The sequence below is a fragment of the Hymenobacter metallicola genome (assembly GCF_004745645.1).
In the GTDB taxonomy this organism is placed as follows: Bacteria; Bacteroidota; Bacteroidia; order Cytophagales; family Hymenobacteraceae; genus Hymenobacter; species Hymenobacter metallicola.
This window is the reverse complement of sequence record NZ_SRMB01000001.1, coordinates 739211-763739: the sequence shown is the minus strand read 5'-3', so window position 1 is coordinate 763739 and position 24529 is coordinate 739211. Positions and strand designations below refer to the sequence as shown.

19 protein-coding genes are annotated in these 24529 nt (G+C 61.8%); 12 read left to right on the top strand and 7 right to left on the bottom strand.

From position 1 onward, the window contains the following. Positions 1–36: 36 nt before the first annotated feature. From E5K02_RS03195 to eutC, 9 genes are all read left to right on the top strand, one after another. Positions 37–627 (top strand): hypothetical protein, encoded by a 591-nt coding sequence (locus E5K02_RS03195; protein WP_135392007.1) that lies wholly within the window; start codon positions 37–39, stop codon positions 625–627. Between the two features lie 169 nt (positions 628–796). Beyond that, positions 797–1147 (top strand): hypothetical protein, encoded by a 351-nt coding sequence (locus tag E5K02_RS03190; RefSeq protein WP_135392005.1) that lies wholly within the window; start codon positions 797–799, stop codon positions 1145–1147. A 147-nt stretch (positions 1148–1294) separates the two neighbouring features. After that, positions 1295–2158 carry an aldo/keto reductase gene (locus E5K02_RS03185; protein ID WP_135392003.1) on the top strand — a complete coding sequence of 288 codons (864 nt, stop codon included), beginning with the start codon at positions 1295–1297 and terminating at the stop codon, positions 2156–2158. A 119-nt stretch (positions 2159–2277) separates the two neighbouring features. Then, the gene (locus tag E5K02_RS03180) at positions 2278–2778 is read left to right on the top strand and encodes a PPC domain-containing DNA-binding protein (RefSeq protein WP_135392001.1); all 501 of its coding nucleotides are present in this window, start codon (positions 2278–2280) and stop codon (positions 2776–2778) included. A 62-nt stretch (positions 2779–2840) separates the two neighbouring features. After that, positions 2841–4190 carry an ethanolamine permease gene (gene eat / locus E5K02_RS03175; RefSeq protein WP_135391999.1) on the top strand — a complete coding sequence of 450 codons (1350 nt, stop codon included), beginning with the start codon at positions 2841–2843 and terminating at the stop codon, positions 4188–4190. 66 nt (positions 4191–4256) lie between these two features. Beyond that, positions 4257–5648, top strand: a complete 1392-nt coding sequence (locus E5K02_RS03170; RefSeq protein ID WP_135391997.1) for an ethanolamine ammonia-lyase subunit EutB — start codon at positions 4257–4259, stop codon at positions 5646–5648. Positions 5649–5714: 66 nt separating this feature from the next. Then, positions 5715–6146: a DUF1810 domain-containing protein gene (locus E5K02_RS03165; RefSeq protein ID WP_135391995.1), complete on the top strand. Its 432-nt coding sequence runs from the start codon at positions 5715–5717 to the stop codon at positions 6144–6146. Between the two features lie 65 nt (positions 6147–6211). Then, positions 6212–6520, top strand: a complete 309-nt coding sequence (locus tag E5K02_RS03160) for a hypothetical protein (protein ID WP_135391993.1) — start codon at positions 6212–6214, stop codon at positions 6518–6520. 24 nt (positions 6521–6544) lie between these two features. After that, entirely contained in the window at positions 6545–7318 is a 774-nt protein-coding gene (eutC, locus tag E5K02_RS03155) for an ethanolamine ammonia-lyase subunit EutC (RefSeq protein ID WP_135391991.1), read from the top strand. Between the two features lies 1 nt (position 7319). Here the strand turns inward: eutC and E5K02_RS03150 are convergent, their stop codons facing one another. Beyond that, the gene (locus tag E5K02_RS03150; protein ID WP_135391989.1) at positions 7320–8264 is read right to left on the bottom strand and encodes an alpha/beta fold hydrolase; all 945 of its coding nucleotides are present in this window, start codon (positions 8262–8264) and stop codon (positions 7320–7322) included. Positions 8265–8410: 146 nt separating this feature from the next. Here E5K02_RS03150 and E5K02_RS03145 point away from each other — a divergent pair, with 146 nt between their 5' ends. After that, a complete protein-coding gene (locus tag E5K02_RS03145; protein WP_135391987.1) occupies positions 8411–8782 on the top strand; it encodes a hypothetical protein in 372 nt (123 codons plus the stop codon). 198 nt (positions 8783–8980) lie between these two features. Then, a complete protein-coding gene (locus E5K02_RS03140; RefSeq protein WP_135391985.1) occupies positions 8981–9577 on the top strand; it encodes a hypothetical protein in 597 nt (198 codons plus the stop codon). A gap of 100 nt (positions 9578–9677) precedes the next feature. On the opposite strand, the gene E5K02_RS03135 is transcribed toward E5K02_RS03140, so the two are convergent. Beyond that, entirely contained in the window at positions 9678–10022 is a 345-nt protein-coding gene (locus E5K02_RS03135) for a hypothetical protein (protein WP_135391983.1), read from the bottom strand. A 131-nt stretch (positions 10023–10153) separates the two neighbouring features. Between E5K02_RS03135 and E5K02_RS03130 the strand changes: the two genes are divergently transcribed. Beyond that, the gene (locus E5K02_RS03130; protein WP_135391981.1) at positions 10154–12136 is read left to right on the top strand and encodes an AAA domain-containing protein; all 1983 of its coding nucleotides are present in this window, start codon (positions 10154–10156) and stop codon (positions 12134–12136) included. Positions 12137–12526: 390 nt separating this feature from the next. Here the strand turns inward: E5K02_RS03130 and E5K02_RS03125 are convergent, their stop codons facing one another. The 5 genes from E5K02_RS03125 to E5K02_RS03105 all read right to left on the bottom strand — a co-directional run bounded on the left by E5K02_RS03125 (position 12527) and on the right by E5K02_RS03105 (position 24082). Then, positions 12527–14380 (bottom strand): Ig-like domain-containing protein, encoded by a 1854-nt coding sequence (locus E5K02_RS03125; protein WP_135391979.1) that lies wholly within the window; start codon positions 14378–14380, stop codon positions 12527–12529. 70 nt (positions 14381–14450) lie between these two features. After that, on the bottom strand, positions 14451–17033 hold the full coding sequence (locus E5K02_RS03120) for a glycosyl hydrolase family 18 protein (RefSeq protein WP_135391977.1): 2583 nt from the start codon (positions 17031–17033) through the stop codon (positions 14451–14453). Between the two features lie 291 nt (positions 17034–17324). Further along, positions 17325–19196 (bottom strand): beta-N-acetylhexosaminidase, encoded by a 1872-nt coding sequence (locus tag E5K02_RS03115; protein WP_167856270.1) that lies wholly within the window; start codon positions 19194–19196, stop codon positions 17325–17327. A gap of 212 nt (positions 19197–19408) precedes the next feature. Further along, positions 19409–21001 carry a SusD/RagB family nutrient-binding outer membrane lipoprotein gene (locus E5K02_RS03110; protein WP_135391973.1) on the bottom strand — a complete coding sequence of 531 codons (1593 nt, stop codon included), beginning with the start codon at positions 20999–21001 and terminating at the stop codon, positions 19409–19411. Between the two features lie 36 nt (positions 21002–21037). Further along, positions 21038–24082, bottom strand: coding sequence for a SusC/RagA family TonB-linked outer membrane protein (locus E5K02_RS03105; RefSeq protein WP_135391971.1), 3045 nt, complete (start codon positions 24080–24082; stop codon positions 21038–21040). Positions 24083–24529: the final 447 nt, after the last annotated feature.

Below are 24529 nucleotides of genomic sequence, written 5' to 3'. Positions count from 1 at the left end.
CCAACCGTTCAGGCTACTTCCTCGTTACTTTGCTCCATGATAAAGCGTCTTTTCTTCCTGGTTTTGCTCGCAACAACGCTAAGCACCACCCGCGCCCAAACCCCGGAGCCGGTCCCCGCCCAGCCCGACCCTTTAACGCCCCTGATTAAGGAGCGGGAAACATTGATCCGTCAGTACGAAGAGGCTAGTGCTCAGCGCAATGCCTTTCTGGCCAACAAGCCCTCCAAGAAAGACCTGCAGGAAGTAATCGACGCACTAAAAGGCATTATTCGCAAAGACACCGAGATTGTGAAGGCCCTGAAGGAGTCCTCGATTCGGCGCACGGCGACCATTGTGGCCGAGAAAACCCAGGCGGAGCGGCAGGTGACCGTGGCCCAGGGCGACCAGTCGATGACCCGGGAACGGTTCTACGACCTGGAAAACCAAATTCAGAACCTGCAGATCCGGGACAAGCAGCGCGAAAAAAAGCTGCTCGATGCCCAGGCCGCGGCCACCGAAGCGGAAGGTGCCCGCACGAGTCGGGAACTGATTGCGGCAGGTCTGGCGGCTTTGTGCATTGCCCTGCTGTGGTACATTTTCAAGCTGCGCGGGCAGGTGCGTCCTGCCCGCCGCGCCGTGCGCCGGTAAAATGAGCTCTAGCCCATTACCCCAAACACCGTAGGGAATCTGGCGGGCGCTGCAATTTTTCACCCACTGAGCTCTCCGAGGGACCATAGTACCCCAGCCCGCGTGGTTCTGCCATACCCGGTCTTTCGCGTAGCTCCGGATAACAGGTTTTTCACTTTTCATCACCTCTATGCTCATCCCCGCCGCTCACTACCTGACGTACGCGGAGGCGGTGCAGCTGTATAACGAGCTGCTGGACGCCGGTATAAGCGCCCTGGTGAAAACCTGCGGGCCGCCGTCTTTTCCTTTTGGCGACGGTATCTGGTATCAGCTGCTCATCGAGGAAGCCGACGCGGCGGGGGCCCGGGAACTGGTGGAAAGTTTTGAAACCCAGCGCGCCACGGTGGCCGTGGTGCGCTGCCCCCGCTGCGGCAGCACCGCTACCCGGATCCTGGAGCAGCGCAGCCTCTGGCAACGGTTGTACTACGCCGGCACCACCTTGTACGGCTGCGCAGCCTGCAGCCGAAACTTTGCTGGCTAACAATTTCTATCTGCTTCGTTTATAGCACTCTATCAATAAGCAACAGCAGCAAACCAAGACATTTCGGGCCTTGGGCGGTTGTTGGAATACGGTACTTGTCCGGGCTTTCCGTTTATCTCCGTAGATCTACTTCTTTCAACCGTATCAATGGCTAACCACACCACACCCGCCAAAACCTTCGCCCTCGGCGGCGAGCTAACCCTTAACCGCATGGGCTACGGCGCCATGCGCATCACCGGCGACGGTATCTGGGGGCCTCCCCAAGACCACGCCGAAGCCATCCGGGTGCTGCAGCGCGCCGTGGAGCTGGGCATCAACTTTATCGACACAGCCGACAGCTACGGCCCCCACGTGTCGGAGGAACTGATTGCCGAGGCCCTGCATCCCTATGCCTCGGGCCTGATTATCGGGACCAAGGGCGGGCTGCTGCGCACCGGCCCCAACCAGTGGCCGATTGATGCCAGCCCCGAACACCTCAGGCAGGCCCTGGAAGGCAGCCTGCAACGCCTCAAACTGGCGCAGATTGACCTCTACCAATTGCACCGCGTGGACCCGAACGTGCCGTTTGAGAAAACCCTGGAGTTCCTGCAAAAAGCCCAGGAAGAGGGCCTGATCAAGCACATCGGCCTCTCGGAAGTGACGGTAGAGCAGATTCAGCAGGCCCAGCAGTACGTGAACGTGGTGTCGGTGCAGAATATGTACAGCGTCGACAACCGCAAGTGGGAAGCCGAGCTGGAATTCTGTGAGCAAAACGGCCTGGCCTTTATTCCCTGGTACCCGCTGGCCGGCGGCAATGAGCAGGCCCTGAGCAAGCTGACGCAAATTGGCGAAAAACACGGCGCCAGCAAGCAGCAAGTAGCTTTGAGCTGGCTGCTCCACCGCTCGCCCAACATTCTGCTGATTCCGGGCACCTCGAAGGTAAAGCACCTGGAAGAAAACGTGAAAGCCGCTGACATTCAGCTTTCGGCCGAGGATATGGCCGAGCTGGAAAACCTTGGCGGCCAGGCGTAGCCTGCTGTAACCGGATACCCGGCCCGTACGGAGCACCGTAATAGTGCTTCGTACGGGCCGGGTTTTGTTGTGACCGGTCCGCCGTATCTCTTCTCACCTCCTCATCCTACCGCCTTGCCATGCTTTACGTTCTAACCCTTGGCCTGACGCTGGGCACCTTCCTGGCTACCGGCACAGCCAGTGCCCAGTCGGCGGCGCCGGCCCCGAAGTATATCAAAACGACCACAGGCTTTTTGCTGGTACTGCGCCAGGGCGACAACGTGCTGCAGGAACTGGAGCAGCTAGCCACCCGGGAAAAGATTGCCGGGGCCAGCCTCACGGGCCTGGGTTTCGTGCATCCCACCTTCGGCTTCTGGAACCAGCAAACCAAAACCTACGACCCCAAATCCTTGCGCGACACGGAGCTGGCCAGCCTCACCGGCAGTATTGCCTGGAAAGACCAGCGGCCAGCCCTACACCTGCACGGCGTGGTCACGGATAAGACTTTCGCGGCCTACGGCGGCCACCTTCTGGCCTTGGAAGTCGGCACCGGCTCGGTGGAAATTACCATCACGGTGCACCCGCAGCGCCTGACGCGGACGGTGGACGAGCGGAACGGCGCTACGGTGATGAGCTGGTAAGATGCTTGTGCGGCGGCGTTTATGCCCTACATTAGGCAGCAGGACCACTCTTGGCGCTGCTCATGAACAATACTGCTGCCCCGGCCCCGCCGGCTTTACAGAAAGTACTGCGGCCCCTGCACCTCTGGGCCCTGGCCGTGGGTCTGGTTATATCGGGCGAATATTTCGGTTGGAACTACGGCTGGGCCGTGGCCGGGCCGGTGGGCTTTCTGGTGGCCACCCTGCTGATTACGGTGCTCTACGTCACCTTCATTTTCAGCTTCACCGAGCTGACCACGGCCATTCCGCACGCGGGTGGTCCGTTTGCCTACTCCTACCGTGCCTTCGGGCCCCTGGGGGGATTTGTGGCCGGCTACGCCACGCTGGTCGAGTTTCTGTTTGCCCCGCCCGCCATTGCCGCGGCCCTGGGTAGCTACGGCCATTTTCTGTACCCGCGGGTGCCGGTGCTGGGCACGGCCCTGGGCTGCTACGTGGTATTTATCGGCATCAACCTGCTCGGCATCCGGGAGTCGGCGCGGTTTTCCCTGCTGGTGACGCTGCTGGCCGTGGCCGAACTGCTGCTGTACATGGGTCTGGTAGCGCCGCATTTCAAAGTCAGCAACTTCCTGGCCCACCCGCTGCCGCTGGGCCCGGCCGGGGTGTTTGCCGCCCTGCCCTTTGCCATCTGGTTTTACCTGGCCATTGAGGGCGTGGCCATGGTTGCCGAAGAAGTGGAAAATCCGCGTCAGACCATTCCCAAAGGCTACCTCTACGGTCTGGGCACGTTGGTGGTACTGGCCCTGGGCGTGATGGTGCTCACGGGCGGCGTGGCCGACTGGCGCCGCCTGAGCCGCATCGACTACCCCCTGCCCGAGGCCCTGGGCCTGGTGCTGGGCCGCCACAGCCGCTGGACGCAGCTATTTGCCAGCATCGGCTTGTTTGGGCTGGTGGCTTCGTTTCACGGCACTATCATCGGCTACTCCCGCCAGGTTTTTGCCCTAGCCCGCAGCGGCTACCTGCCCGGCTTTCTGGCCCGGGTAAACCCGCTGTTTCGCACACCGCACTGGGCGTTGGCAGCGGGTGGCGGCGTGGGCGCGGCGGCCCTGCTCACTGGCACCACCGCCCAGGTGATTGTGCTGTCGGTGCTGGGGGCAGTGGTGATGTACGGCATGAGCCTGCTGAGCTTGTTTGCCCTGCGCCGCAAGGAGCCGCAGCTGGAACGGCCTTTCACGGCGCCATTCTACCCGTTTTTTCCGCTGCTGGCCTTGGCCCTGACGCTGTTGAGCCTGGGCGCCATCGTGTACTACAACTGGCTACTGAGTCTGCTTTTCTTTGCCGGCCTGGGTCTGATGCTGGGCATCTACGCACTGCTGGGCCGCCACCGCCGCCCCCTGCACGACGACGCCCTCCTGGCCCCAGCGCAGGATTTGTAGCGTGTTGGGGGCATTCAAAATAGAACGGAATGCTTCACTCGGCAGGACTAATAACCAACAACCAGCATGGCTTATCAGCACACCATTCGCCAGCGGACCTACCGCTTCCCCGACCTGAAAACCCTGCTGGCCCGGGCCTCGCCTCCTCGCTCGGGCGACGGGCTGGCCGGCGTAATGGCCGACACCTACGAAGAGCGGGTGGCGGCCCAGCTCGCCCTGGCCGACGTGCCCCTGCGCACCTTCCTCAACGAGGCCCTCGTTCCCTATGAGCACGACGAAGTGACCCGCCTGATTCTGGATACCCACGATGCCGCGGCCTTTGCCCCTGTCAGCCACTTCACCGTAGGCCAGCTGCGCGACTGGCTGCTTTCCGAGGCGGCCACCCCGGCCAGCTTGCAGCAGCTGGCTCCGGGCCTGACCCCGGAAATGGTGGCGGCCGTGAGCAAGCTCATGCGCAATCAAGAGCTGATTGCCGTGGCTCGCCAGTGCGAAGTTGTTACGCAGTTCCGCAACACGCTGGGCCTGCGCGGCCATCTGGCCACGCGCCTGCAGCCCAACCACCCCACCGACGACGCCCGCGGTATTGCCGCCAGCCTCGTGGATGGCCTGCTCTACGGCAGCGGCGACGCGGTGCTGGGCATCAACCCGGCCACCGATAACCCGCGCGTAGTGCGTCAGCTGCTGGAAATGCTGGACGCGGTGCGCGAGCAGTATCAGATTCCGACCCAGACCTGCGTGCTGAGCCACCTGACGACCACCTTGGCCCTTATCGAGCAAGGCGCGCCGGTAGACCTGGCGTTTCAGTCCATCGGTGGTACGGAGGCTACCAATACCAGCTTCGGCGTGAACCTGAGCCTGCTGCAGGAAGCGCACGAAGCGACGCTGAGCCTGCACCGCGGCACGTTGGGCCAGCACGTCATGTACTTCGAAACCGGACAGGGCAGCTCTCTTTCGGCTAATGCCCACCACGGCCTCGACCAGCAAACCTGCGAGGCCCGGGCCTACGCCGTGGCCCGGCGGTTTGCCCCGCTGCTGGTCAACACAGTAGTTGGCTTTATTGGCCCCGAGTACCTCTACGACGGCAAGCAGATCATTCGGGCGGGGCTGGAAGACCATTTCTGCGGCAAGCTCCTGGGCCTGCCCATGGGCGTTGACGTGTGCTATACCAACCACGCCGAGGCCGACCAGGACGACATGGACACCCTGCTCACGCTGCTGGGCGTGGCCGGCTGCAACTACATCATGGGCATCCCCGGCGCCGACGACATCATGCTGGGCTACCAGTCCACGTCGTTTCACGACGCGCTCTACGTGCGGCAAGTACTAGGCCTGCGCCCCGCACCCGAGTTTGAGGCTTGGCTGCAGCAGCAAGGAATTTTCAACGAACAAGGCCAGCTTCTGCCCGCTGCCGCGGGGCACCGGCTGCTGGATGTAGGTAAAGGAGCGTCGAAATTGTAGGCCACGGCAGCAGGATGGGCCGCAGTTGCGTACTTACACCCGTGTCTCACCAACTCCTAGCCCGGCATGTCCCAGGAAAACAGCTTACAGCGCTTCGTTACGGCCCAAGCCGCCGACTATGCCACGGCGCTGGCCGAAATCAAGAGTGGCCGCAAGCGCAGTCACTGGATGTGGTATATCTTCCCGCAAATTCAGGGCTTGGGCTTCAGCGAAACGTCCCGGTTTTACGCCCTGAAAAACCGGCAGGAAGCCCAGGCCTACCTACAGCACCCCACGTTGGGCCCTCGGCTGGTGGCCATAAGCCAGACGCTGCTGGGCCTGGACAACCCGGACGCTAGCCGCATCTTCGGCAGCCCCGACGATATGAAGCTGAAATCGTCCATGACCTTGTTTGCCGCCCTCGACAACCCCGACCCGGTTTTTCAACGGGTGCTGGAGCGGTATTTTAACGGGGCCGCCGACGCGAAAACCCTACAACTGCTGCAGCACGCCCACTAGCGCAACCCCACCGCGCACTCTTTCTCCAGCCAACCTATTTTACGCACTCTTTCGACGTACCCTGCATGGAAGACATTGCCCCTGGCCGGGGAGTACAGTACCTGAACTGGACCATTTCGGCCCTGCTCCTGCTGACCAATCTGCTCTTCCTCACGGAGCTGTTCCAGACTGTTCGCTCTTCCGGCGGGCCCATGGGATATGGCCTACTCGTTTCGCCCTTCCTATTGCTTTCCCTGGCTACCCTGCTTCCGGCGGCTCTTACGCTCACGCTTCGCGGCCGCCACAGCAAAGCTCTCCTACTGCTCAACCTGCTCGGCCTGCTCTGGAACTGCGGGTGGACTTTTTTGCTGCTGACCACTCCTCGAATGGACTAACAATACGGCCCTGGCCTCCTTCTTATGCCTGACGAAGTCACCCCCCCGCTGCCCAACCCGCCCCTCGACCCCTGGGACGGCCTGCGCGCCTTTACGGCGGCCCGCATTGCCTTGGGCCGCACCGGCAGCAGCGTGCCGCTGCGCGAGGCTTTGGCCTTTCGGCTGGCCCACGCCCACGCCCGCGACGCGGTATATTCCGAGTTGGAAACCGAGCGACTGATGACCGAACTGGAGGCCTTACAAATGCCGGTGCTGCGGGTGCGCAGCCAGGCCGAAAACCGCCCGCACTACCTGCAGCGCCCCGACCTGGGCCGACGTCTGCACGAAGACTCGGCCCGCGCGTTGCGGGAAATAGCCCCGGTAAAAGCCGACCTAGCTATTGTTCTAGCCGATGGCTTGTCGGCCACGGCCCTCAACCGGCATGCTCTGCCGCTGCTGCAACAGCTGCTGCCCAGGTTGCAGCGGGCCGGTTACAGCCTTGCCCCGCTTACCCTGGCCGAGCAGGGCCGCGTGGCCCTCAGCGACGAAATTGGGGAGGTCCTGCACGCCCGCCTGGCGCTGATTCTTATTGGGGAAAGGCCGGGCCTGAGCGCGCCCGACAGCCTGGGAGCCTATTTCACCTACGCTCCCCGCCCCGGCCGCACCGACGAAGCCCGCAACTGCGTGTCCAATATTCGCCCCGAAGGCCTGCCCGTTGAAGCCGCCGCCGAAAAGCTGTTTCGGCTGCTACAGGAAGCCCTGCGGCGGGAACTGTCGGGGGTAGCGCTGAAGGATGAAACCGGCCTACTGGACAGCTAAGCTAGCTGGCGCGGCCTGTTTGCTTGGGGCGGCGGACGAGCAACCAACCCCCAATAGCGGCCAGGGCCAGCGTGGCCAAAACTACGCCCGGCGTAGGCACGGCCCGCGGCCGGGTGGGCTTCTCGGCCGCCTGAGCAATGGCTTGGTCACGGAACGGCTGGCGGCGCAGAGTCGCCAGAATCAGGCGGGCCGCTTCGGCGGGCTGGTCCCACTGCGGGAAGTGGCCGCAGTTTGAAAACCAGTACAGGCGGGCATCGGGAAACTTAGCCAAAGCCCGCTCGGCCTGACCGGGCAGGCACACCCGATCTTGCCGGCCCCAGCCAATAACAAGCGGGGCGGTAATGGAGCCGGCCGGAGCCGGCTGTTGCTGTTCGCCGTGAGCCAGAGCCTCGAGCAGCTCTTCAAACACGGGCGTGTGCCCCATGGTGTACATCTCATCCTGAGCCTGGGCGGCATCCAGAGCCCAGGGCCGGGCCGAAAACTGCGGCAGCAGCGCCGTACGGCCGACGGGGGAGTTCATCAGCGCGGGCATGATGGGCTGCAGGGCCGCGACCAGCTTCTGCGACACCGCCACTGAGTGATAAAAGAACGGCACTTCCCAGCCTGCCCAGAAACCGCCCGGGTCCAGGGAAACGACGGCACCCAGCACGCCCCCGCGCCGGGCCAGTTCCAATACCAGCCGGGCGCCCATGGAGCTGCCTACCGCGTCGATGCCCAGCAGGTTGTGCTCGGTCAGGAAGTCGGTCAGCGCGTCGGCCAGCGTGGCAATGGTATGCTCACCGGCCAAGGGCGGCGAGGCCCCGTGCCCGGGCAAATCGACGGCAATAACGTCGTGCTCGGCGGCCAGCGCGTGCAGAACAGAGTTCCAGGAACGCCAGCTCCCGCCGATGCCATGAACCAGAAGCAGAGTCGGGCCGGAACCTTGCCGGATGTAGTGTAGGGCCATAGGAGTGCGCAGGAAAACGCCCGGCCAACAAGCAGCAGGCGGTGGAAATGAGAGCCTGCCAACTCATACGCCGCTGCTTCGGCATAGTTAGGGGGCCCGCCCCCAACTATTGGTCGTAGCTTTGGGCCTAACCTGCGGCTGTTCCGATGCAAACCACCTTTCCCTTCAAGATCTTTGCTCTGCCCGCCGAGATGCGCGTGGAAGACTTCCAGTTCGGCATCACGGCCGACGTTGAGGCCGACCCGGCCCTGGAGGGCCATTTCTACCTGTTCGAAAAGTACGGCTACGGCGGGGGCGGCACGTCCTGGGAAGAGCATATCCTGACCATTCTGGAAGAGCAGGCCCCCGAGCTGCTGGAGCACGTGCAGGGCTTTTCCACCGAGGCCAACCTGCTCCTCTACGCCGACTCCGAAGCGGCCGTACGTCAGTTTATGCGCCTCATCCAGCCCATCTTCGCCGACTTGGGCAGCCTGAATAAGTATTTCAGCCAAACCGATTCGAGCGACTTTTTCGCTTAGCAGGGCATCATGCTCTCAGGGTCTGGCCGAGGTCCGGTAGTGCGCCGTGAAGAATCTTCGTTCTCCATACAATTATGGGTTGTGCCAAGGTGGCAGCGCAGAGAGTAGCAGAGGCATTAGCCGGGGGCATTCTCAGAAAGCCTTTATCTTGGCTGCGGGTAGGGCTACTCAAGTTAACGGCCTGCTCACCGAACGTCAATGAATATTTTTGCGTGGATTCTTGGGGTTAGCCTGCTGCTGGCCCTCCCTTTTCAAACCGAGGCCCAGACTCGTAAGCGGAGCCGGGCCCGAACCAAAACCCGAACCCAGGCCCCGGCTGCCGCAGCCGCGCCCGCCCAGGTGTACCAGGCGGCCTACCAGCACATTCTGCGCAGCCCAGAGTTTGAGGAGTACCGCCGGCCCTGCGTAGCCGTCTTCGACAGCCTCGTGTTTCAGGACTACGTCACCTTCAGCGAACCGCTGCGGACTGAGCTAAACTTCCCCAAAAACCACCCCCAGGTGCAGCTGCTCGACTCGCTCTTCACCCTGGATGAGGCCAACAGTCATTCACCCTACTATTCGCCTTTGGTGGCCAAGCTCACCCCGGCTTCCGGCGCCCAGAAAGACTGTTCGGTCATTCTCTTCTCCCGCCTGAACAAAGGCCTGCTGCTGGCAGAGGTCAGCCTCAACGAGGAAGGCGGCCCCCGGGTGCGGGATATTGTGTCGCCGCTCAACAAAACCCTACGCTACTTGCTGGTCGTCGGCTCCGATGGCAAGGTGAAGCAGTATTATACCAAGGTGATAAACTATAATTGAGCGAAGACCGAACCAGCGGCGGAGCTAGCGACAGAGGCCCAGCGGGGGCCTTTGAAACACTTTATGGATGTTTCTCTACCGACATGGCGCCCCGCTGGGGCTACAGGACTTGCTCGTTTACGACTCTGTTCAATAGGGTAAGTAGTTGCGGCCGGTATAGGTTATTGAGTTGCTCTAGTTCTTCGGATACCTTCTGCAAAGCACTCGGCTCCCAGGCAAGGCGCTCCTCACCCAGGGGGAAATTTATGATTTGGGCATGATACGCCTCAACCAATTCCCACTCATCGTCGGTCAGCGGCTTAATATCATGCTGTGCCAGCCAGTATAAGGTGGCATCCAGGCGGAGAATCCCGGATGGCAGGTCTACTTGGTTGGTTAGAATGGAGCGGGCGATTGAAAGGAACTGCTGTAACAGTCCAACTGCTTTGGGAGGATTTTTGGCCATTGTAAATTACTTGAGCACGATACCAGCCGGCACAGACAACGACCCGGCCGATAAAGTTAATTTTCTCCCCGACCTTCGGCCACCATTTTGCCGTTTCCGTTGTTATAGCGGACTTCATAACGACTACCCATTTGTCTGAACAACCCACGTATACCGACCCGTACGCCATCGAGAAAGAGCTGCGGAAGGTGCAGGCCCTCATGAAGCTGGAGCAGAAAGAGGACCTCGAACAGTTTAAAATCAAGAGTGCCCAGGCCACCATTGCCGAGCGCCAGAAGCGCGGCCTGACCTGGTACCCGGTTAAAATCACCCAGGAAGAAATCGGCTTCGGCGGCAAGCTGGTGCTCGAAATTGAGCGGCCCGCGGGCCAGGGCGGCCTGCACCTGTTTCAGGTCGGCAAAAACGCGGCCCTGTTTGGCAACATTCCCGGCCGCGCCGCCACCGACCGCCCCACGCTCTCGGGCGTGATTACCAGCGTGAAGCGCAATAAAATCCTGCTGGCCACCAACAAGGAAGACCTGCCCGACTGGGTCGACGACGGCAAGCTGGGCGTGGACCTGACCTTCGACGAGGTGAGCTACCGGGAGATGGAGCACGCCCTGGGCAAGGTGATGGGCGCCTACGAAAGCCGCCTGGCCGAGCTGCGCGACGTGCTGCTGGGCGCTAGGCCCGCCCGCTACCGCGACGAGTCGGAAGCCACTTTGTACTACCCTTCGCCCCTGAATGAGTCGCAGCTGGCGGCCGTGCGCCACGTGCTGGCGGCCAAGGACGTGGCCATCATTCACGGTCCGCCCGGCACCGGCAAAACCACCACGCTGGTGCAGGCCATCCTGGAAACCATCCGGCGGGAGCGGCGGGTGCTGGTGTGCGCGCCCAGTAACACGGCCGTGGACCTACTGACCGAAAAGCTGGCCGAGCGGGGCGTCAACGTGATTCGCATGGGCAACCCCTCCCGCGTGTCGGACCTGCTGCTGCACCACACGCTCGACGCCCAGATTATGGAGCACAAGAGCTACGGGGAGCTGAAAAGCATGCGGCAGACCGCCGAGCAGTACCGGGAGCAGGCCGGCAAGTTTAAGCGCCACTTCGGCTGGGAGGAGCGCGAGCAGCGCCGAATGCTGAAGGAAATGGCCCACCAGATGCTGCAGGATTCCGACAACCTGGAGCGCTACATCACCGAGGACTTGCTGGAAAAAGTGCAGGTCATCACCTGTACCCTGGTGGGCGCTTCGAACCGCGCCATTCGCCACCTGACCTACGAAACCGTGTTTATCGACGAGGCGGCCCAGGCCCTGGAGCCCGGCTGCTGGATTCCGATAACCAAGGGCAACCGCGTGGTGCTGGCCGGCGACCATCAGCAGCTGCCGCCCACCGTGAAAAGTGAGCAGGCCGCCCGCGACGGGCTGCGCGAGACGCTGTTCGAGAAGTGCATCAAGCGCCAGCCCGATTCGGCCCGGATGCTGGAAGTGCAGTACCGCATGCACGAGCAGATCATGGAGTTCAGCTCCGAGCAGTTCTACGAAGGCCGCCTCAAAGCCGCGCCCGGCGTGGCCCGCGCCGACTTGCCCGACTACGACCTGCGCTTCGCCCCCGACCTGCCGGTGGAGTTCTTGGACACGGCCGGCTTCGGCTTCCAGGAGCTCGGTATCGAGGAAAGCCGCTCCATTGCCAACCCCGAGGAAGCCGACCTGCTGCTCAAGCGCCTTTCCCAGCTGCTGGAAGTCTACGACCCGGCCGACCACACCGACGACTTGCTCACCATTGGCGTTATTGCCCCCTACCGCGCCCAGATCAACTACCTCAAAGACGCGGTGGAAGACAACGACGAGCTGGTGGGCCTGATGGAGCACCGCATGCTCAGCATCGGCACCGTGGATTCGTTCCAGGGCCAGGAGCGCGACATTATTGCCATCAGCCTCACGCGCAGCAACGCCCAGAGTGAAATCGGCTTCCTCTCCGACATCCGCCGCATGAACGTAGGCATGACCCGGGCCCGGCGCAAGCTGCTCATCGTCGGCGACTCCAGCACCCTAGGCTCCCACCCCTTCTACAAGGCCTTTCTGGACTACGTGGAAAGCATCGGGGCCTACCGCACGGCCTGGGAGCTGCAGTAATTAAGCTTCTCGATACTAAATGCGTGTCATTGTGAGGCCAAAGGCCGTGGCAATCCGTCCTCTGCGAAGGTAGCCCCGTTCTATTACCACAAGCCCTATCGTCTGCTCAGGCGGTAGGGCTTTCTAGTAACGAAGTGTAGAGACGCATACTTGCGTCTCCTCGTTAAACGACAGGCAACGTCAGCAACGATTGAGACGCAAGTATGCGTCTCTACACTACACCGGGCAACGAGAAAGGTTTAATGGGGAAATGTCACCAGCAGAGGACGGATTGCTTCGTTCCTCGCAACGACACAAGGTTGTTTTGCCTTCTTTCTCTCTTCGCCACTAACCAACAAAAAGGGGCACCTACGCCGGGTGCCCCTTTTTGTTGGTTAGTGGCGAAGAGCTTTATTGATTCATAATCCGCTTGGTCAGCGTCTTGCCATCGGCCGTTATGCGGAGCACGAGCAGGCCCTTCGGCAGCTTAGCTACTGGCAACTGCAGGCTGTTCACATTCTGGTACGAGGCCCGGCTGGCCTCGTGGCCCCGGTCATTGACTACCACAACTGTTACTTGCTCGTAGCTCCGTCCCAGCTCCACCGTCAGGGCCGGGCCCTGCGCCGGGTTAGGATACACCAACAGCTCGGAAGCCAGACCGGATGCTACGTCGGCAGAAGCGGCGGTACGGGCGCTGGCGCAGGGGCCCACGAGCTGCCAGGGACAGTACTGGCAGCTGGCCGTCAGCGGGTCCTCGTTCTGGGTCCACCACTTGGCCACATACACCTGGCCGTTGCGGCTGGCCTGCATGTCCTTCGTGTACACGGCCGACGCCGACCACGCCGCCACCGTGCAGCCGGTGCTGCCTGATGTTACGGTGATGCTCACCGCCGCTGAGGTCGTCGTGGCGCCGGCGTTGTCGGTAGCTTTGGCCGTCAGAGAATACGTGCCGGCCGCGACGCCCGTCCACGAGTAGCTGTAGGGAGAAGTCAGGTCCTCGCCCAGTTTTGTACTGCCTTGGAAGAACTCCACTTTGCTCACCGTCCCGTTGGCATCGGCCGCGTTGGCTGTGATGGGGATGCTGGCCGGGGCCGTGTAAGACGCCCCACCAGTTGGCGCGGTCAAACTCACCGTCGGGGGCGTGTTGGTGCCGGTGCTCAGAGTACTGAAGAAGCTGTAGGCGTTGGTTACGAAGGGGTAGTTCTGGGTTTTGTCCCAGTTTATGGACCAGGTCATAATGCCCCGCAGGTTGGGATAGGTCGTGTTGAGCACGTACTGGCCGCCGTAGGATATGCCTTTCACCAGGTAGTTCAGAGCCTTGGTCACGTCGGCCGGGGTTACGTAGCCACCGGCGGGAGCGGCGCCGTTGCCGGTGGCGGGCAACCCGAAGGCTACTTGGTCCTGGCGCAGGGCGGGGAAGAAATTGGCCGCGTTGCGGGCGACGGGGAAGCCTTTGAGCAGCATGTCCGTCATCGAGACGATAAAGTCGGCCGTGCCCTGCCCGTAGATTTTGTCGTCCAGCGCGTTTTGGGAGCCGGTATTATAGTACTGCACGTGCACGAAGGTGAGCAGGTCGCGCAGGCCGTAGAGCACGGGCAGGTAACCGCCGAAGGCCGTGCCGTAGTTGCCGTAGCCGCCCTGCACGTACTGCACTTCCGGGGCCGAGGTCAGCCAGAAATCCTTGCCCTGCCCCCGGAAATACGTGGTCAGCTCCCGGGCCGCCGTCACCAGGTTGTTGATTTTGGGCGTGGTGGAATTTTTGAAATTGGTGTCGCCGGAGTTGAGAATCACCGAGGTGCCTTCCAGGTCAATGTCGAACCCGTCGAAGCCGTACTCGGTGATAATGGATTTCATTGAGGTGACGAATTTGTCCTTATCGGCGGTGGTGTTGAGTTCCACGGGCGCATCGGCGCCCCCTATTGAAATCAGCACCTTCTTACCCTGGCTTTGCAAGGTGCGGATGTCGGCAATAAACTCGGTTTTGGTTTGCTGGGTCGGGGTAAAGGTCATGGTCATGTCGCCGTAGGCCACGGGCGTAGCAAAGGCAATGTCGATGACGTTGTAGCGCGAATCGACGTCGCGCAGGCGGATATAGGGCGCGCTGGCGTTGTTCCAGTTGTGGAAGTAGCCCACGATAACCCGGCCCTGGGCCGCGGCGTCGAAGCCGCCGGTCAGCAGCGCAAAAAATAAGGCCAGCAGCCGCAGCAAGGACTTTTTACGCCCCAGAGGAGCTTGGTGAGGCGGTAATAGTTTGCGTGTTTTCATAGTAGTAGGAAAGAGTTGGTTGGGAAAAGAAAAAAGGGGAAGCCCGCGCAGAGCTTCCCCGGAGAACTATCTATTCATTCAGCAGGCGCTTGGTAAAGGTCTGGCCGTCGGCCCGCACCTGGAGCACCAGCACGCCCTTAGGCAGGGCCGGCAAGGTCAGCTCGACGGTGCGCGTGTTCTTTGCTGCCACTTTGTAGGGCTTGCTCCCGCTGATGCCGGTCAGCTCGAGTTCCACTTGGTCGTAGTGCCGGCCCAGGTCCAGGGTGAGCTTGTTGCCCGTCAACACTGGATTGGGGTAAACCGATAGGGCGTCGGAAGCAGTACTAGCCGGTGCGGCAGTGCGGGCGGAGCCGCAGGGGCCCACGAGCTGCCAGGGACAGTACTGGCAGCTGGCCGTGAGCGGGTCCTCGTTCTGGGTCCACCACTTGGCCACATACACCTGGCCGTTGCGGCTGGCTTGCATGTCCTTCGTGTACACGGCCGACGCCGACCACGCCGCCACCGTGCAGCCGGTGCTGCCCCCCGTTACGGTGATGCTCACCGCCGCCGAGGTCGTCGTGGCGCCGGCGTTGTCGGTAGCTTTAGCCGTCAGAGAATACGTGCCGGCCGCTACACCCGTCCACGAGTAGCTGTAGGGAGAAGTCAGGTCCTCGCCCAGTTTTGTACTGCCTTGGAAGAACTCCACTTTGCTCACCGTCCCGTTGGCATCGGCCGCGTTGGCCGTCAGCGTGATGCTGGCCGGAGCCGTGTAGGACGCCCCACCAGTTGGCGCGGTCAAACTCACCGTCGGCGGCGTGTTGGTCGTGCCACCGGTGACCGTCACCGTTACTGCGGCTGAAGTTGTGGCCGCGCCGGCGTTGTCGGTGGCTTTGGCCGTCAGAGAATAGGTACCCGCCGCTACGCCCGTCCAGCTAAAGCTGTAGGGCGCGGTGAGGTCTTCGCCGAGCTTGGTCGTGCCCTGGAAGAACTCCACTTTGCTCACGGTCCCGTTGGCGTCGGCCGCGTTGGCCGTCAGCGTGATGCTGGCCGGGGCGGCATACGTGGCGTTGTTGGCAGGGCTCGTCAAGCTCACCGTCGGCGGCGTGTTGGTTGCCGTGCCCGCGCCGAATACTTCGTTGAGCTTGTTGACCAGCGGAGCCTTGGTGTTGGGGCTGAACACCAGCTTGCCCCCGTAGGTCGTGGTATTACTGGCCAGGTCCAGCCAGTCACCGCTGGCCGACCAGACGATGACGCCGGCCAGCTGCTGGTCTTTCACGTACTGCGCCTTCAGGCCCACCGACCGTTCGTTGTCGTAGCTGAGGAAGTAGCTGCCGTTGGTTTTGTAGGGCACCTTGGCGTTGTCGTCCCAGAATTCAGCCCAGCTGCTGGTCTGGGCCACGATGGCCTGGTAGTTGGGCGTGCCGTCCCACACGTCCTTGGGCCAGTTGGTGAAGTCGGCGCTGGTCGAGACCTGGCCGTCGGGCGTCACGGTTTCGGGCCGCTTCACGGTGGGCGCGTTCAGGGCGGCCGGGCCGCTGGTTACCACGCCCCGGCCGTAGAAGGCCACGCCCAGGTTGACCTTGCTCAGCGGAATGCCGGCCGCCTTGATGCCCTTGGTGGTGGCATCGAGGGAGAAATTGGCGGCTTCGGCGCCGGGGTAGTCGTACAGCGGCGAGTTGTGCCCGGCCTTGCTCGACCAGCCCCCGTTGTAGTCGTAGGTCATGAAATTGAAGTAATCCATCGACCGGCTCAGCCGAACCCAGTCGAACTGGCTGAAGCGCGACGGCACCGCCGTAAAAGCCGCCGTAATCAGCTTGTTGGGTCCCACGGCCGCCCGGATGGCTTCGACCAGCACCGCGAAATTGGCATAGTCCTGGGCCTGGCCGACGAAGTTCATGCCCTCTTGCCCGGGGTATTCCCAGTCTAGATCAATGCCGTCGAAACCCAGGCCAATCAGCTTCTGACAGTCGCTCACGAAGCGGGCCCGCTTGGTGGGGTCGGCGGCCATGTCGCCGAAGTGCTTGCTCATGCTCCAGCCCCCGATGGAGGCCATGACCTTGACGCCCTGCTGGTGGGCCAGCTCGATGAGGCCAAGCCGGCCGTTTTGCTTATGAATAGCCAGCGGAAACGCACCCGTGGCCCCGGTATTCACGTTCGACCAGCCACCCGCGGCGTTGCGGTAGCCCAGCGAGTAGGCGTAGCTGCCGTCGGAAATGTACTGCACCAGGTCCAGCTCGCCCTGCAGCAGGTACAAATCCCAGCTGCTGTAGGTGTCGGAGTTGACGAGCGGGGCCGGCTGCTGCACCGAGCCGGGCTGGGCAATGTTGGGGTTGCGGTAGTCGCCGCTGTGAATGGAGCCGTCGACGGCCACCCCGAAAAAGGAGAAGTTCAGAATCGTGTACTGCGAATAGTCCACGTTCAGCTGGTTGAGGCTGCCCTTGGGAATCAGGCCGGGAATATCTTTCCAGGGCCCCCACTGGGTCAGGTAGCCGATAATCTGCTTGGTGTGGTCGGTGCGCTTCTTGGGCACCGTGGGGCTCACCTGGGCCCGCAGGGTGCCGGGCAGCAGACAAAGCAGCAGGGCTAAAAGGCCAAGCAGGCGCCGGGCTGGGGCTACCTTGTGGGCAAAGCGGGGCCGGGCTTCGGCTAGCCGAAGCATCGTAAGAGTTTTCATAGCTGTGAATGGGGTTAGATGGGAAATCCAAATTCAGCAGCAATGAATGCCGCGGAAGTTGCGCTAGGTTCTTGCGGCCCCGCCAGGGTGCGGGGCAGGTAGTGCCGGTGGTGCGAGGGGCAACAACCGGGCGGGGCCCGCAGCGGCGGGACCAGAATAGCTACCAAATGAGTTGCTTAGGCAAACGCAGGCCGCGGGGCCAGGCCCCGGGAACTCAGAGTATGGGCAAGAACGGCGCAACTGCCGTGGTGTGCTCTTGCGGAAACAAGAAGGACGGAAAAAGCGGAAGTGCTAGTTAACCAGTAGCTCGGCCGGCGGACTTTTGCGGCCGTTAGGCGTGATAGTAACGGCCCGCACGGTAAGACCCTTGTTCAGGGGTACGGCCAGGGGCTTGGTGTAGAGCTCGGTGGTTTCGTCGGGCAAATGACCGTCGAGAGTGTAGCGGATCTGGGCGCCGGGCACTAGGGAGCGAAGCGTGAATACGGCCTTGCCGTTCTGCCGCACCACGCTGGCGCTGTCGAGGCCCAGGGGCTCGGGCACCCGGTAGTAGACTTTCTTGGCGTCGAGGCGGGCAAACTGCTGGCCCATGCGGGGCAGAAACTCGGCGTACGTTTTACCCGCGGCCGGCCGCCAGGCCACTTCCGACACGGCCAGCAGCCGCGGAAACAGCATGTACTCGGCCGCGGCGGGCGTGGTAATGTACTCGGTCCACATATTGGCCTGGGGGCCGAGCACGTGCTGTTGCTGCTCCGCAGTCAGCTCGGCGGGCAGCGGGTTGTAGTTGTAAATGACCTCGAGCGGGATGTAGCCCCCAATCATCAGCGGCTCGTAGGGACTGTGGGGCTTCTTGCTCTGCCCGTAGTTGATGTACAAGTGGGTCGTAGGCGACATGACCACGTCGTGGCCCATTTTGGCGGCCTCAATGCCGCCTTTTTCGCCCCGCCAGCTCATCACCGTGGCGCTGGGCGCAATGCCGCCTTCCAGAATTTCGTCCCAGCCGATGAGCTTTTTGCCCTTGCTTGCAAGAAACTTCTCGATGCGGCGGTTAAACCAGCCCTGAACTTTCTCCACGTCGGTATAGCCTTCCTTCTTCATGATTTCCTGCACCGCGGCGCTTTCCTTCCACCGGGTTTTGGGCGCTTCGTCGCCGCCGATGTGCACGTAAGGGCCCGGAAACAGGGCGGTTACTTCGCTCAGCACGTCTTCAAAAAAGCGGAATGTAGGCTCCGTGGGGCACACGATGTCCTCGTTCACGCCCCACATGGTCCAGGTTTCGTAGGTGCCGGGCTTGCAGGCCAGCTCCGGATACGCGGCCAGAATGGCCACCGAGTGACCCGGCATTTCAATTTCGGGCACGATGGTTACGTAGCGCTTTTGGGCGTAAGCCACCACGTCGCGGATCTGGTCCTGGGTGTAGAAGCCGCCGTAGGGCGTGGCGTCGTACTTGAACTCGGCGGGGGTCTTGAAGAGCTGCTGGGCGCCAATCAGGGTTTCCTTGCGGAAGGCGCTGACCTGGGTGAGCTTGGGGTACTTCTTGATTTCAATGCGCCAGCCCTGGTCGTCGGTCAGGTGCCAGTGAAAGGTGTTGAGCTTGTAGGCGGCCAGCAAGTCGATGTAGCGCTTGACGAAGTCCACCGAGAAGAAGTGCCGGCTCACGTCGAGCATGGCCCCGCGCCACCGGAAGGCCGGCTGGTCATTGATGCGCACGTAATTCACCGGGCTGGTGGCCGCCGCGCGGGCCGGTAGCAGCTGCACCAGCGTCTGAGCGCCGTAGAACAGCCCCGGCCCACCGGCCGCCGTAATCCGGATTCCCTGCTGGTCGACATTCAGCTGGTAGGCTTCCGGGTTGGGCGCCGCGGCCGTGACCAGGGCAATATTCGCTCCGGCCCGGGTAGTGGTCAGCGTCACGGTTTTGCCCAGCCCGGTCAGCATTTCCTTGAGCAGACCGGCCACGTTCTTCTCGTCTTTGCTGGCGGCGTAGATGCTTACTTTCTGGGGCAGGGCATACGTGGCGCTGTAGGCTTTCACCTCGCGCGGCAACGGCACCAAACCCAGGCGCTGCGCCGGAATTTCAGTCAACTGGGCCAAAGCCGGCCGGCCGGCCAGCAGGCTTACTGCCAGAATTCCACCCAGGCGGGTAGCAGAAAAGAAAGAAAAGGGCATAAACGGTGGGTTGGTCAGCAGAAAGGAAGAATTGGCGAAATGGCAAGCAGCACGAGCTGAGGTAGCTGGCCGCCAAAATAAGCACTCGAAAAAGATAGATTCACAGGATATTCTGGGGTATGGATAGGACCATGCGGCGCCTGGCGACCTACCCGGTAGCTGACCCGTTGCAGCGGGGCAGCTACCGGTTGGCATCACTCAGCCCTCTCCTATTACTTATCCCACCACACCCGGCCCGTCAGGAAGTCCCCGCCCGGTACGGCGTCGCGGGCCGCTTTGTAGTTGTCGGGGTTGCTGGTGATTTCCGACGTCGGATACGGGAAGCGGCGCGGTATCTGGCCGTTGGTGGCGTTGTTGGGGTATACTACCGGCGTAAGCACCGGGAAGCCGCTGCGGCGCCAGTTGGCCCACGACTCGTAGAAGTCCAGCATGGTGTTGGTCAAGGCCCAGTACTGGGTGTTGATTTGTTCCAGCCCCGTGCCGGCGGTGTAGGGGTGGGCTGTCAGGTAGGCACTGGCATCCGTTTCGGCCACGGCCATAGCCGGGTCGTACTGGCTTAGGTAGGTCATAGCGGCCGTGACCCCGGCATTGTAGTGCTGGGCGGCGCTACCACCGATACCCCAGCGCTGGGCCGCCTCGGCCAGCAGCAGTTCCGACTCGGCGTAGGTAAGCACAAACGTGGGACCGTTGCGCTTGATCATCCCGGGGCTGGGCGAGGAGTAGGCGGGCATCGTGGTATAGTTGGCCGCGCCCGAAACATCGTAGGCCGGCCGGCCGCTCAGGTCCTTGCCGTTGGGCATGCCCTTCTGCGCGGCCGGGGTTGAAATGGCGCCGGGGTTCTGGGTTTTGCTCACGTCGGTGAGGTAGAGCTGGGTAACGGCTACTTTCGAGAGCCGGGGGTCGTTGTTGGTTTTGAGGAAATCAATAAAGGTCTGCGACCATTTCACGTAGTAGTTTTCCTGCCCCCCGTCGCCGAGCAACACCTGACTGTTGCGGTTCTGCGTTACCCGGGCACCGGCTACGTCGTGCACCACGTACGCGTTGTCGGCATTGCTCTGCAGGGTTTTGCCCACCACTTTGGTGGCGTAGGCCTGGGCCTTGGCCGGGTCAGCCTTGGTCAGGCGCATGGCCAAGCGCAGCAGCAGGGTGTTGCCCAGCCGCTGCCACTGAGTAATGTTGCCTTTGTAGAAGACGTCTCCGGTCGGAATATCGGCGCTGGGGTCCAGGGCCGCCGTGGCTTCTTCCACTTCTTTCAGCAGATCGTTGTAGATGTCCTGCTGCTTGTCATACTTGGGCCGGATAATGCCCGTGTAGTAGCCCTTGCCCGCTTCACTGTAGGGCACGTCGCCGTAGAGGTCGGTGATGCGGGCCATAATCAGGGCCCGCATGATGCGGCCAATCTGATGCAGATTCTTATACTGCGCCTTGCCCTGGGTAAGCTGCACCATTTCCGTGATGGGCTTCACCTGCTCGACGTAAGCCCCCACGGTAGTACCGCCCCAGTAGGCGGAAGTAAAGGCTTCATTCAGCAGGTACTTGTCGCCGGCCCAGTAGCCTACTACCGTCGAGAACCCCTGAATGAGCGTCGCACTGTAAATCAGGTTGGCCCGCCAGGTATCGTAGGCAAAGTCGGAGCTACCGGTGTAGGCCAGCTGGGAGGTGGTGAGCAGGAAGTTGGCATCAAACGACGACTGCGTGTAGGTCGACGGGTTGGTATTGATTTCGTCGAAGTCCTTGGTGCAGCCGCTAGCCAGCAGCAGCGCGGCCAGCATGGCGGCCGAGAATTTGGGAAGGATATTTTTCATGGGGAAGTGCATTGAGAGGAACTGGAGAGGCAAGCCCTAGAATTTGGCGCTCAGGTTCATACCGAACGTGCGAACCGGGGGCACACCGCCCAGCTCTAAGCCCTGGGCAAAGGCATTGTAGTTGCCCTCGGGGTCGATGTTGTCGGTGTTGCGCTTCAGGAACGCCAGGTTGCGGGCCACCAGGCTCAGGGTCAGGCGCTGAATGTGGTTGCCAAACAGACTGCTGGGAAAGGAGTATCCCAGCGTCACTTGCCGCAGCTTGATAAAGCTGGCGTCCTGCACGAAGTCCTTCGACACGTTGTTGGCCAGCGTGCTGTAGTACGTAGCCGCATCAATTTTGTCGCTGCCAAAGGTGCCTTCGCGGTTTTCCAGGGTGCGCTTGTGCAGCCCGAATACGGTGCCGTAGTAGTCGGTAGCCGAGAAGATCTTGCCCCCGAACTTGCCATCAATCAGCACGCCCAGGCTCAGGTTCTTGTACACGAAGTCGTTGCTCCAGCCTTCGGTCCAGGGGTGAAAGGCCGTGCCGAAGGACTTCAGCTCGCCGCGGGTCGGCACGCCGTTGGGCGTGGTGGCAATGCTGCCGTCGGGGTTGTAGAGGTAGTCGTAGGCCAGGATCTGTCCGTAGGGCTGGCCCACAATCTGCCCGACGAACCCGACGCCGGAGCGGGAGGTAGCATACACCGACTGCTGCTGCCCAGCGGCCAAGGACAACACCGTGTTCTTGTTATAGGCCGCGTTGAAGGACGAGGTCCAGGTGAAGTTCGTGGTGCGGATGGGCTGCACGGTCAGCAGCATTTCTACGCCCTTGTTCTCCATCTCCCCCGAGTTGAGCACGGCGCCCTGGTAACCCGAGCTGATGGAGGCCGGGGCAAAGACAATTTCGTCCTTGGAGTTCTTCTTGTAGAACGTCAGGTCCAGGCGCACGCGGTTCTGCACAAACGCCAGCTCCGTGCCGACTTCTATTTCCGTGGCCCGGGAGGGGCGCAGTCCCGTGTTGGGAATATTGACGTTGTCGGGGCTGATGGTGCCCAGGGGCAAGCCATTGAGGGAAATGGGCAGGAAAGCGTAGCTCAGCTGGGTCTGGAAGGGCAAAGTCGCCTGGCTTACTTCCGAGTAGCCCGCCCGGATCTTGCCAAACGACAGGAATTCGGGCTTTACCAGCTCCGAGAAAACGAATGAGGCGCTGACGCCGGGCGTCGTGTTGTAGAGCTTGTTGTCTTTACCCGGCGTAGCCAGGGTCGAAAACCAGTCGCGGCGCACCGTGGCCGTCACGAACAGCAGCTCCCGATAGGCCACTTCCAGCGAGCCGTAGGCCGACTGCACTTCCTGGTCGCTGAAAAAGCTCTGGGCCGATTTGTTTTTGGCGTTCCCCAGCGTGTTTACCCCAAACACGGCCAGGTCGGAGCCGAGGTTCTGGAAAGCCTCGGATTTGGTACGCCGGTAGCTGGTGCCCAGGTTGGGCGTGAAGGCAAAGTCCTCGCCCACCGAGAAGGTCTTGCCAATCAGGGCATCCGCGTTCAGGTCCGTAAACTGGGTAGTAAGCTCCGTAATGCGGCCCGTGGGCAGGTAGGCCGTGCCCGAAGGCGTCACGCTCGTAAACCGGTCGGTGTAGCCGTCGCGCCCCACCCGGCCCTGCAGAAACAGCCCGTTGTCGAAGGCGTAGCGCGCACTCACCGACGACAGCAGCCGTTCCCGCCGCGTGTCGTTGACGAACTTATAGGCGGCGAAGTACGGGTTGGTGTTGTAGGGGTTGCCGGTATTGTATTGCAGCTCGGTGCGGTCGGCATTCACCGTGGGCTCCAACGAGCGTACGTCGAGGCTGGTGGGCAGGAAGGTCACGTTGAAGTTCGCATTGCCGGCCCCGTCGGCCAGAATGGGCCGGTTGTCGGCCTGCTCCAGGATGTAGTTGGCCCGGGCATCAATGGTCAGGCGCTTGAACGGGTCGAAGGTGCCGACGAAGTTGAAAGTCTGCCGGCCCAGGCCCGAGTTGGGCACCACGGCCTTGTTGGTCAGGTTGCTGGCCGAAAGCCGGACCGAGCCGCCGGTGAAAGCCTTGCTGAAAGCCAGGGTGTTGGTCCAGCTGGAGCCCGTGCGGTAGAAGTTCTGCAGGTTGTCTTTCTGGGCCACGTAGGGCCGCAGGGTACCATCGAACTGCACCACCTGGGAGCCGTCGAGCCGGCCGCCCCAGCTCGAGTTGCCCACCTGCGCGGCCCCGGCGGCCGTGGTAGGCTTCAGGTTGTTGGCCCCCTGCCCGTACTCGTACTGCCAGTCGGTCAGGTTGTAGATCCGCTCGACGACGTAGTTGCTGTTGAACTCGATACCACCGTTGTTTTTGGCGCTTTTGGTCGTAATCAGAATCACGCCGGCCTTGGCCCGGTAGCCGTACAGGGCCGAGGCGGCGGCGCCCTTCAGCACCGATATGCTTTCAATATCGTCGGGGTTGATGTTGGAAATGGCGTCGCCCAGGTCGGGCGAGTTGTCGTACTGCCCGCCGGTGTTGGCAATGCTGGGCTGGCTTTCCACCGGCACCCCGTTGATGACGTAGAGCGGCTGGTTGGTTTGGTTCAAACTCGATACGCCCCGGATGATAACGTTGCTCGAGGAGCCCGCCCCGCCGGAGGTGGAGTTTACGTTCAGACCCGCTACTTTGCCCACCAGGGAGTTGGCCACGTTGGTTTCCCGGGCCTGGGTCAGGGTTTCGCCCTTCACCTCCGTGACGGAATAGCCCAGGGTTTTCCGCTCCCGCGCTACGTTCAGGGCCGTTACCACTACCTCGCCCAGCTGCTGCGCATTCTCGCTCAGGCTCACGTCGATAACTCTTCTGGAACGCACCGCAATGGTTTGCGGAGTAAAGCCAATGGAAGAGAAGACCAGGGTGGCCGTATCCGCAGCGGCAAGAGAATACGCCCCGCTGGCGTCGGTGCTGGTGCCCTGCTGCGTACCGCGGACAATGACGGTAACGCCCGGCAAAGTACCCCCTTTCGCGTCGGTGACTTTACCGGTCACGGTCAGGGTTTGGGCCATTCCTAGGCCCGGCAGGCCTAGAAGCAGCAGTAAAGTAAGCCAAGTAAATTTTCGCATAGCCTTCTGTGGGGGTTGGTGAGAGAGAAAACGCGGCAAACCAGTTTCCCAAGCCAGACCTCAATAGACTTCTGGGCGGCACACGCCCCGAAACCACCCGGAAATCAGGCAGGAAAGAAGAATTCGTAGTAAATGCGCAACTAGGTGGACGTACTGCGGGCAGTACCGGGAGCAGGCTCTGACGGGCAAAGCGGCTGGGATAATCAAGGATTAGTCAGCCGGAACGGAAGTATTACCGGCAGCCGAAGCCGCAAAGGGCTTCAAGGGCTGGTAATAAAGCGGTAGGCAATGCACTCGGGCGTATTCATGAGCGGCCACTTGTGGCGAGTTGGCAGGTGGCTACAACTCTTCACAGGGCAAAACATTGGCGTTCAAATCTGACCAATGCGGACTGTTAGCACCGGCTACCCGATTGGCTGATTCCACGAATGGCTTCAGCCCAGCTAA

Excerpts from the sequence above, each read along its gene's own strand:
- E5K02_RS03145 (WP_135391987.1), top strand. The coding sequence starts at position 8,411 with ATGCAAACCACCTTTCCCTTCAAGATCTTTGCTCTGCCCGCCGAGATG.
- E5K02_RS03115 (WP_167856270.1), bottom strand. The coding sequence starts at position 19,196 with ATGCCCTTTTCTTTCTTTTCTGCTACCCGCCTGGGTGGAATTCTGGCA.
- E5K02_RS03105 (WP_135391971.1), bottom strand. The coding sequence starts at position 24,082 with ATGCGAAAATTTACTTGGCTTACTTTACTGCTGCTTCTAGGCCTGCCG.
- E5K02_RS03110 (WP_135391973.1), bottom strand. The coding sequence starts at position 21,001 with ATGAAAAATATCCTTCCCAAATTCTCGGCCGCCATGCTGGCCGCGCTG.
- E5K02_RS03170 (WP_135391997.1), top strand. The coding sequence starts at position 4,257 with ATGGCTTATCAGCACACCATTCGCCAGCGGACCTACCGCTTCCCCGAC.
- E5K02_RS03195 (WP_135392007.1), top strand. The coding sequence starts at position 37 with ATGATAAAGCGTCTTTTCTTCCTGGTTTTGCTCGCAACAACGCTAAGC.
- E5K02_RS03150 (WP_135391989.1), bottom strand. The coding sequence starts at position 8,264 with ATGGCCCTACACTACATCCGGCAAGGTTCCGGCCCGACTCTGCTTCTG.
- E5K02_RS03140 (WP_135391985.1), top strand. The coding sequence starts at position 8,981 with ATGAATATTTTTGCGTGGATTCTTGGGGTTAGCCTGCTGCTGGCCCTC.
- E5K02_RS03160 (WP_135391993.1), top strand. The coding sequence starts at position 6,212 with ATGGAAGACATTGCCCCTGGCCGGGGAGTACAGTACCTGAACTGGACC.
- E5K02_RS03185 (WP_135392003.1), top strand. The coding sequence starts at position 1,295 with ATGGCTAACCACACCACACCCGCCAAAACCTTCGCCCTCGGCGGCGAG.
- E5K02_RS03165 (WP_135391995.1), top strand. The coding sequence starts at position 5,715 with ATGTCCCAGGAAAACAGCTTACAGCGCTTCGTTACGGCCCAAGCCGCC.
- E5K02_RS03135 (WP_135391983.1), bottom strand. The coding sequence starts at position 10,022 with ATGGCCAAAAATCCTCCCAAAGCAGTTGGACTGTTACAGCAGTTCCTT.
- E5K02_RS03125 (WP_135391979.1), bottom strand. The coding sequence starts at position 14,380 with ATGAAAACACGCAAACTATTACCGCCTCACCAAGCTCCTCTGGGGCGT.
- E5K02_RS03190 (WP_135392005.1), top strand. The coding sequence starts at position 797 with ATGCTCATCCCCGCCGCTCACTACCTGACGTACGCGGAGGCGGTGCAG.
- eat (WP_135391999.1), top strand. The coding sequence starts at position 2,841 with ATGAACAATACTGCTGCCCCGGCCCCGCCGGCTTTACAGAAAGTACTG.
- E5K02_RS03120 (WP_135391977.1), bottom strand. The coding sequence starts at position 17,033 with ATGAAAACTCTTACGATGCTTCGGCTAGCCGAAGCCCGGCCCCGCTTT.
- eutC (WP_135391991.1), top strand. The coding sequence starts at position 6,545 with ATGCCTGACGAAGTCACCCCCCCGCTGCCCAACCCGCCCCTCGACCCC.
- E5K02_RS03180 (WP_135392001.1), top strand. The coding sequence starts at position 2,278 with ATGCTTTACGTTCTAACCCTTGGCCTGACGCTGGGCACCTTCCTGGCT.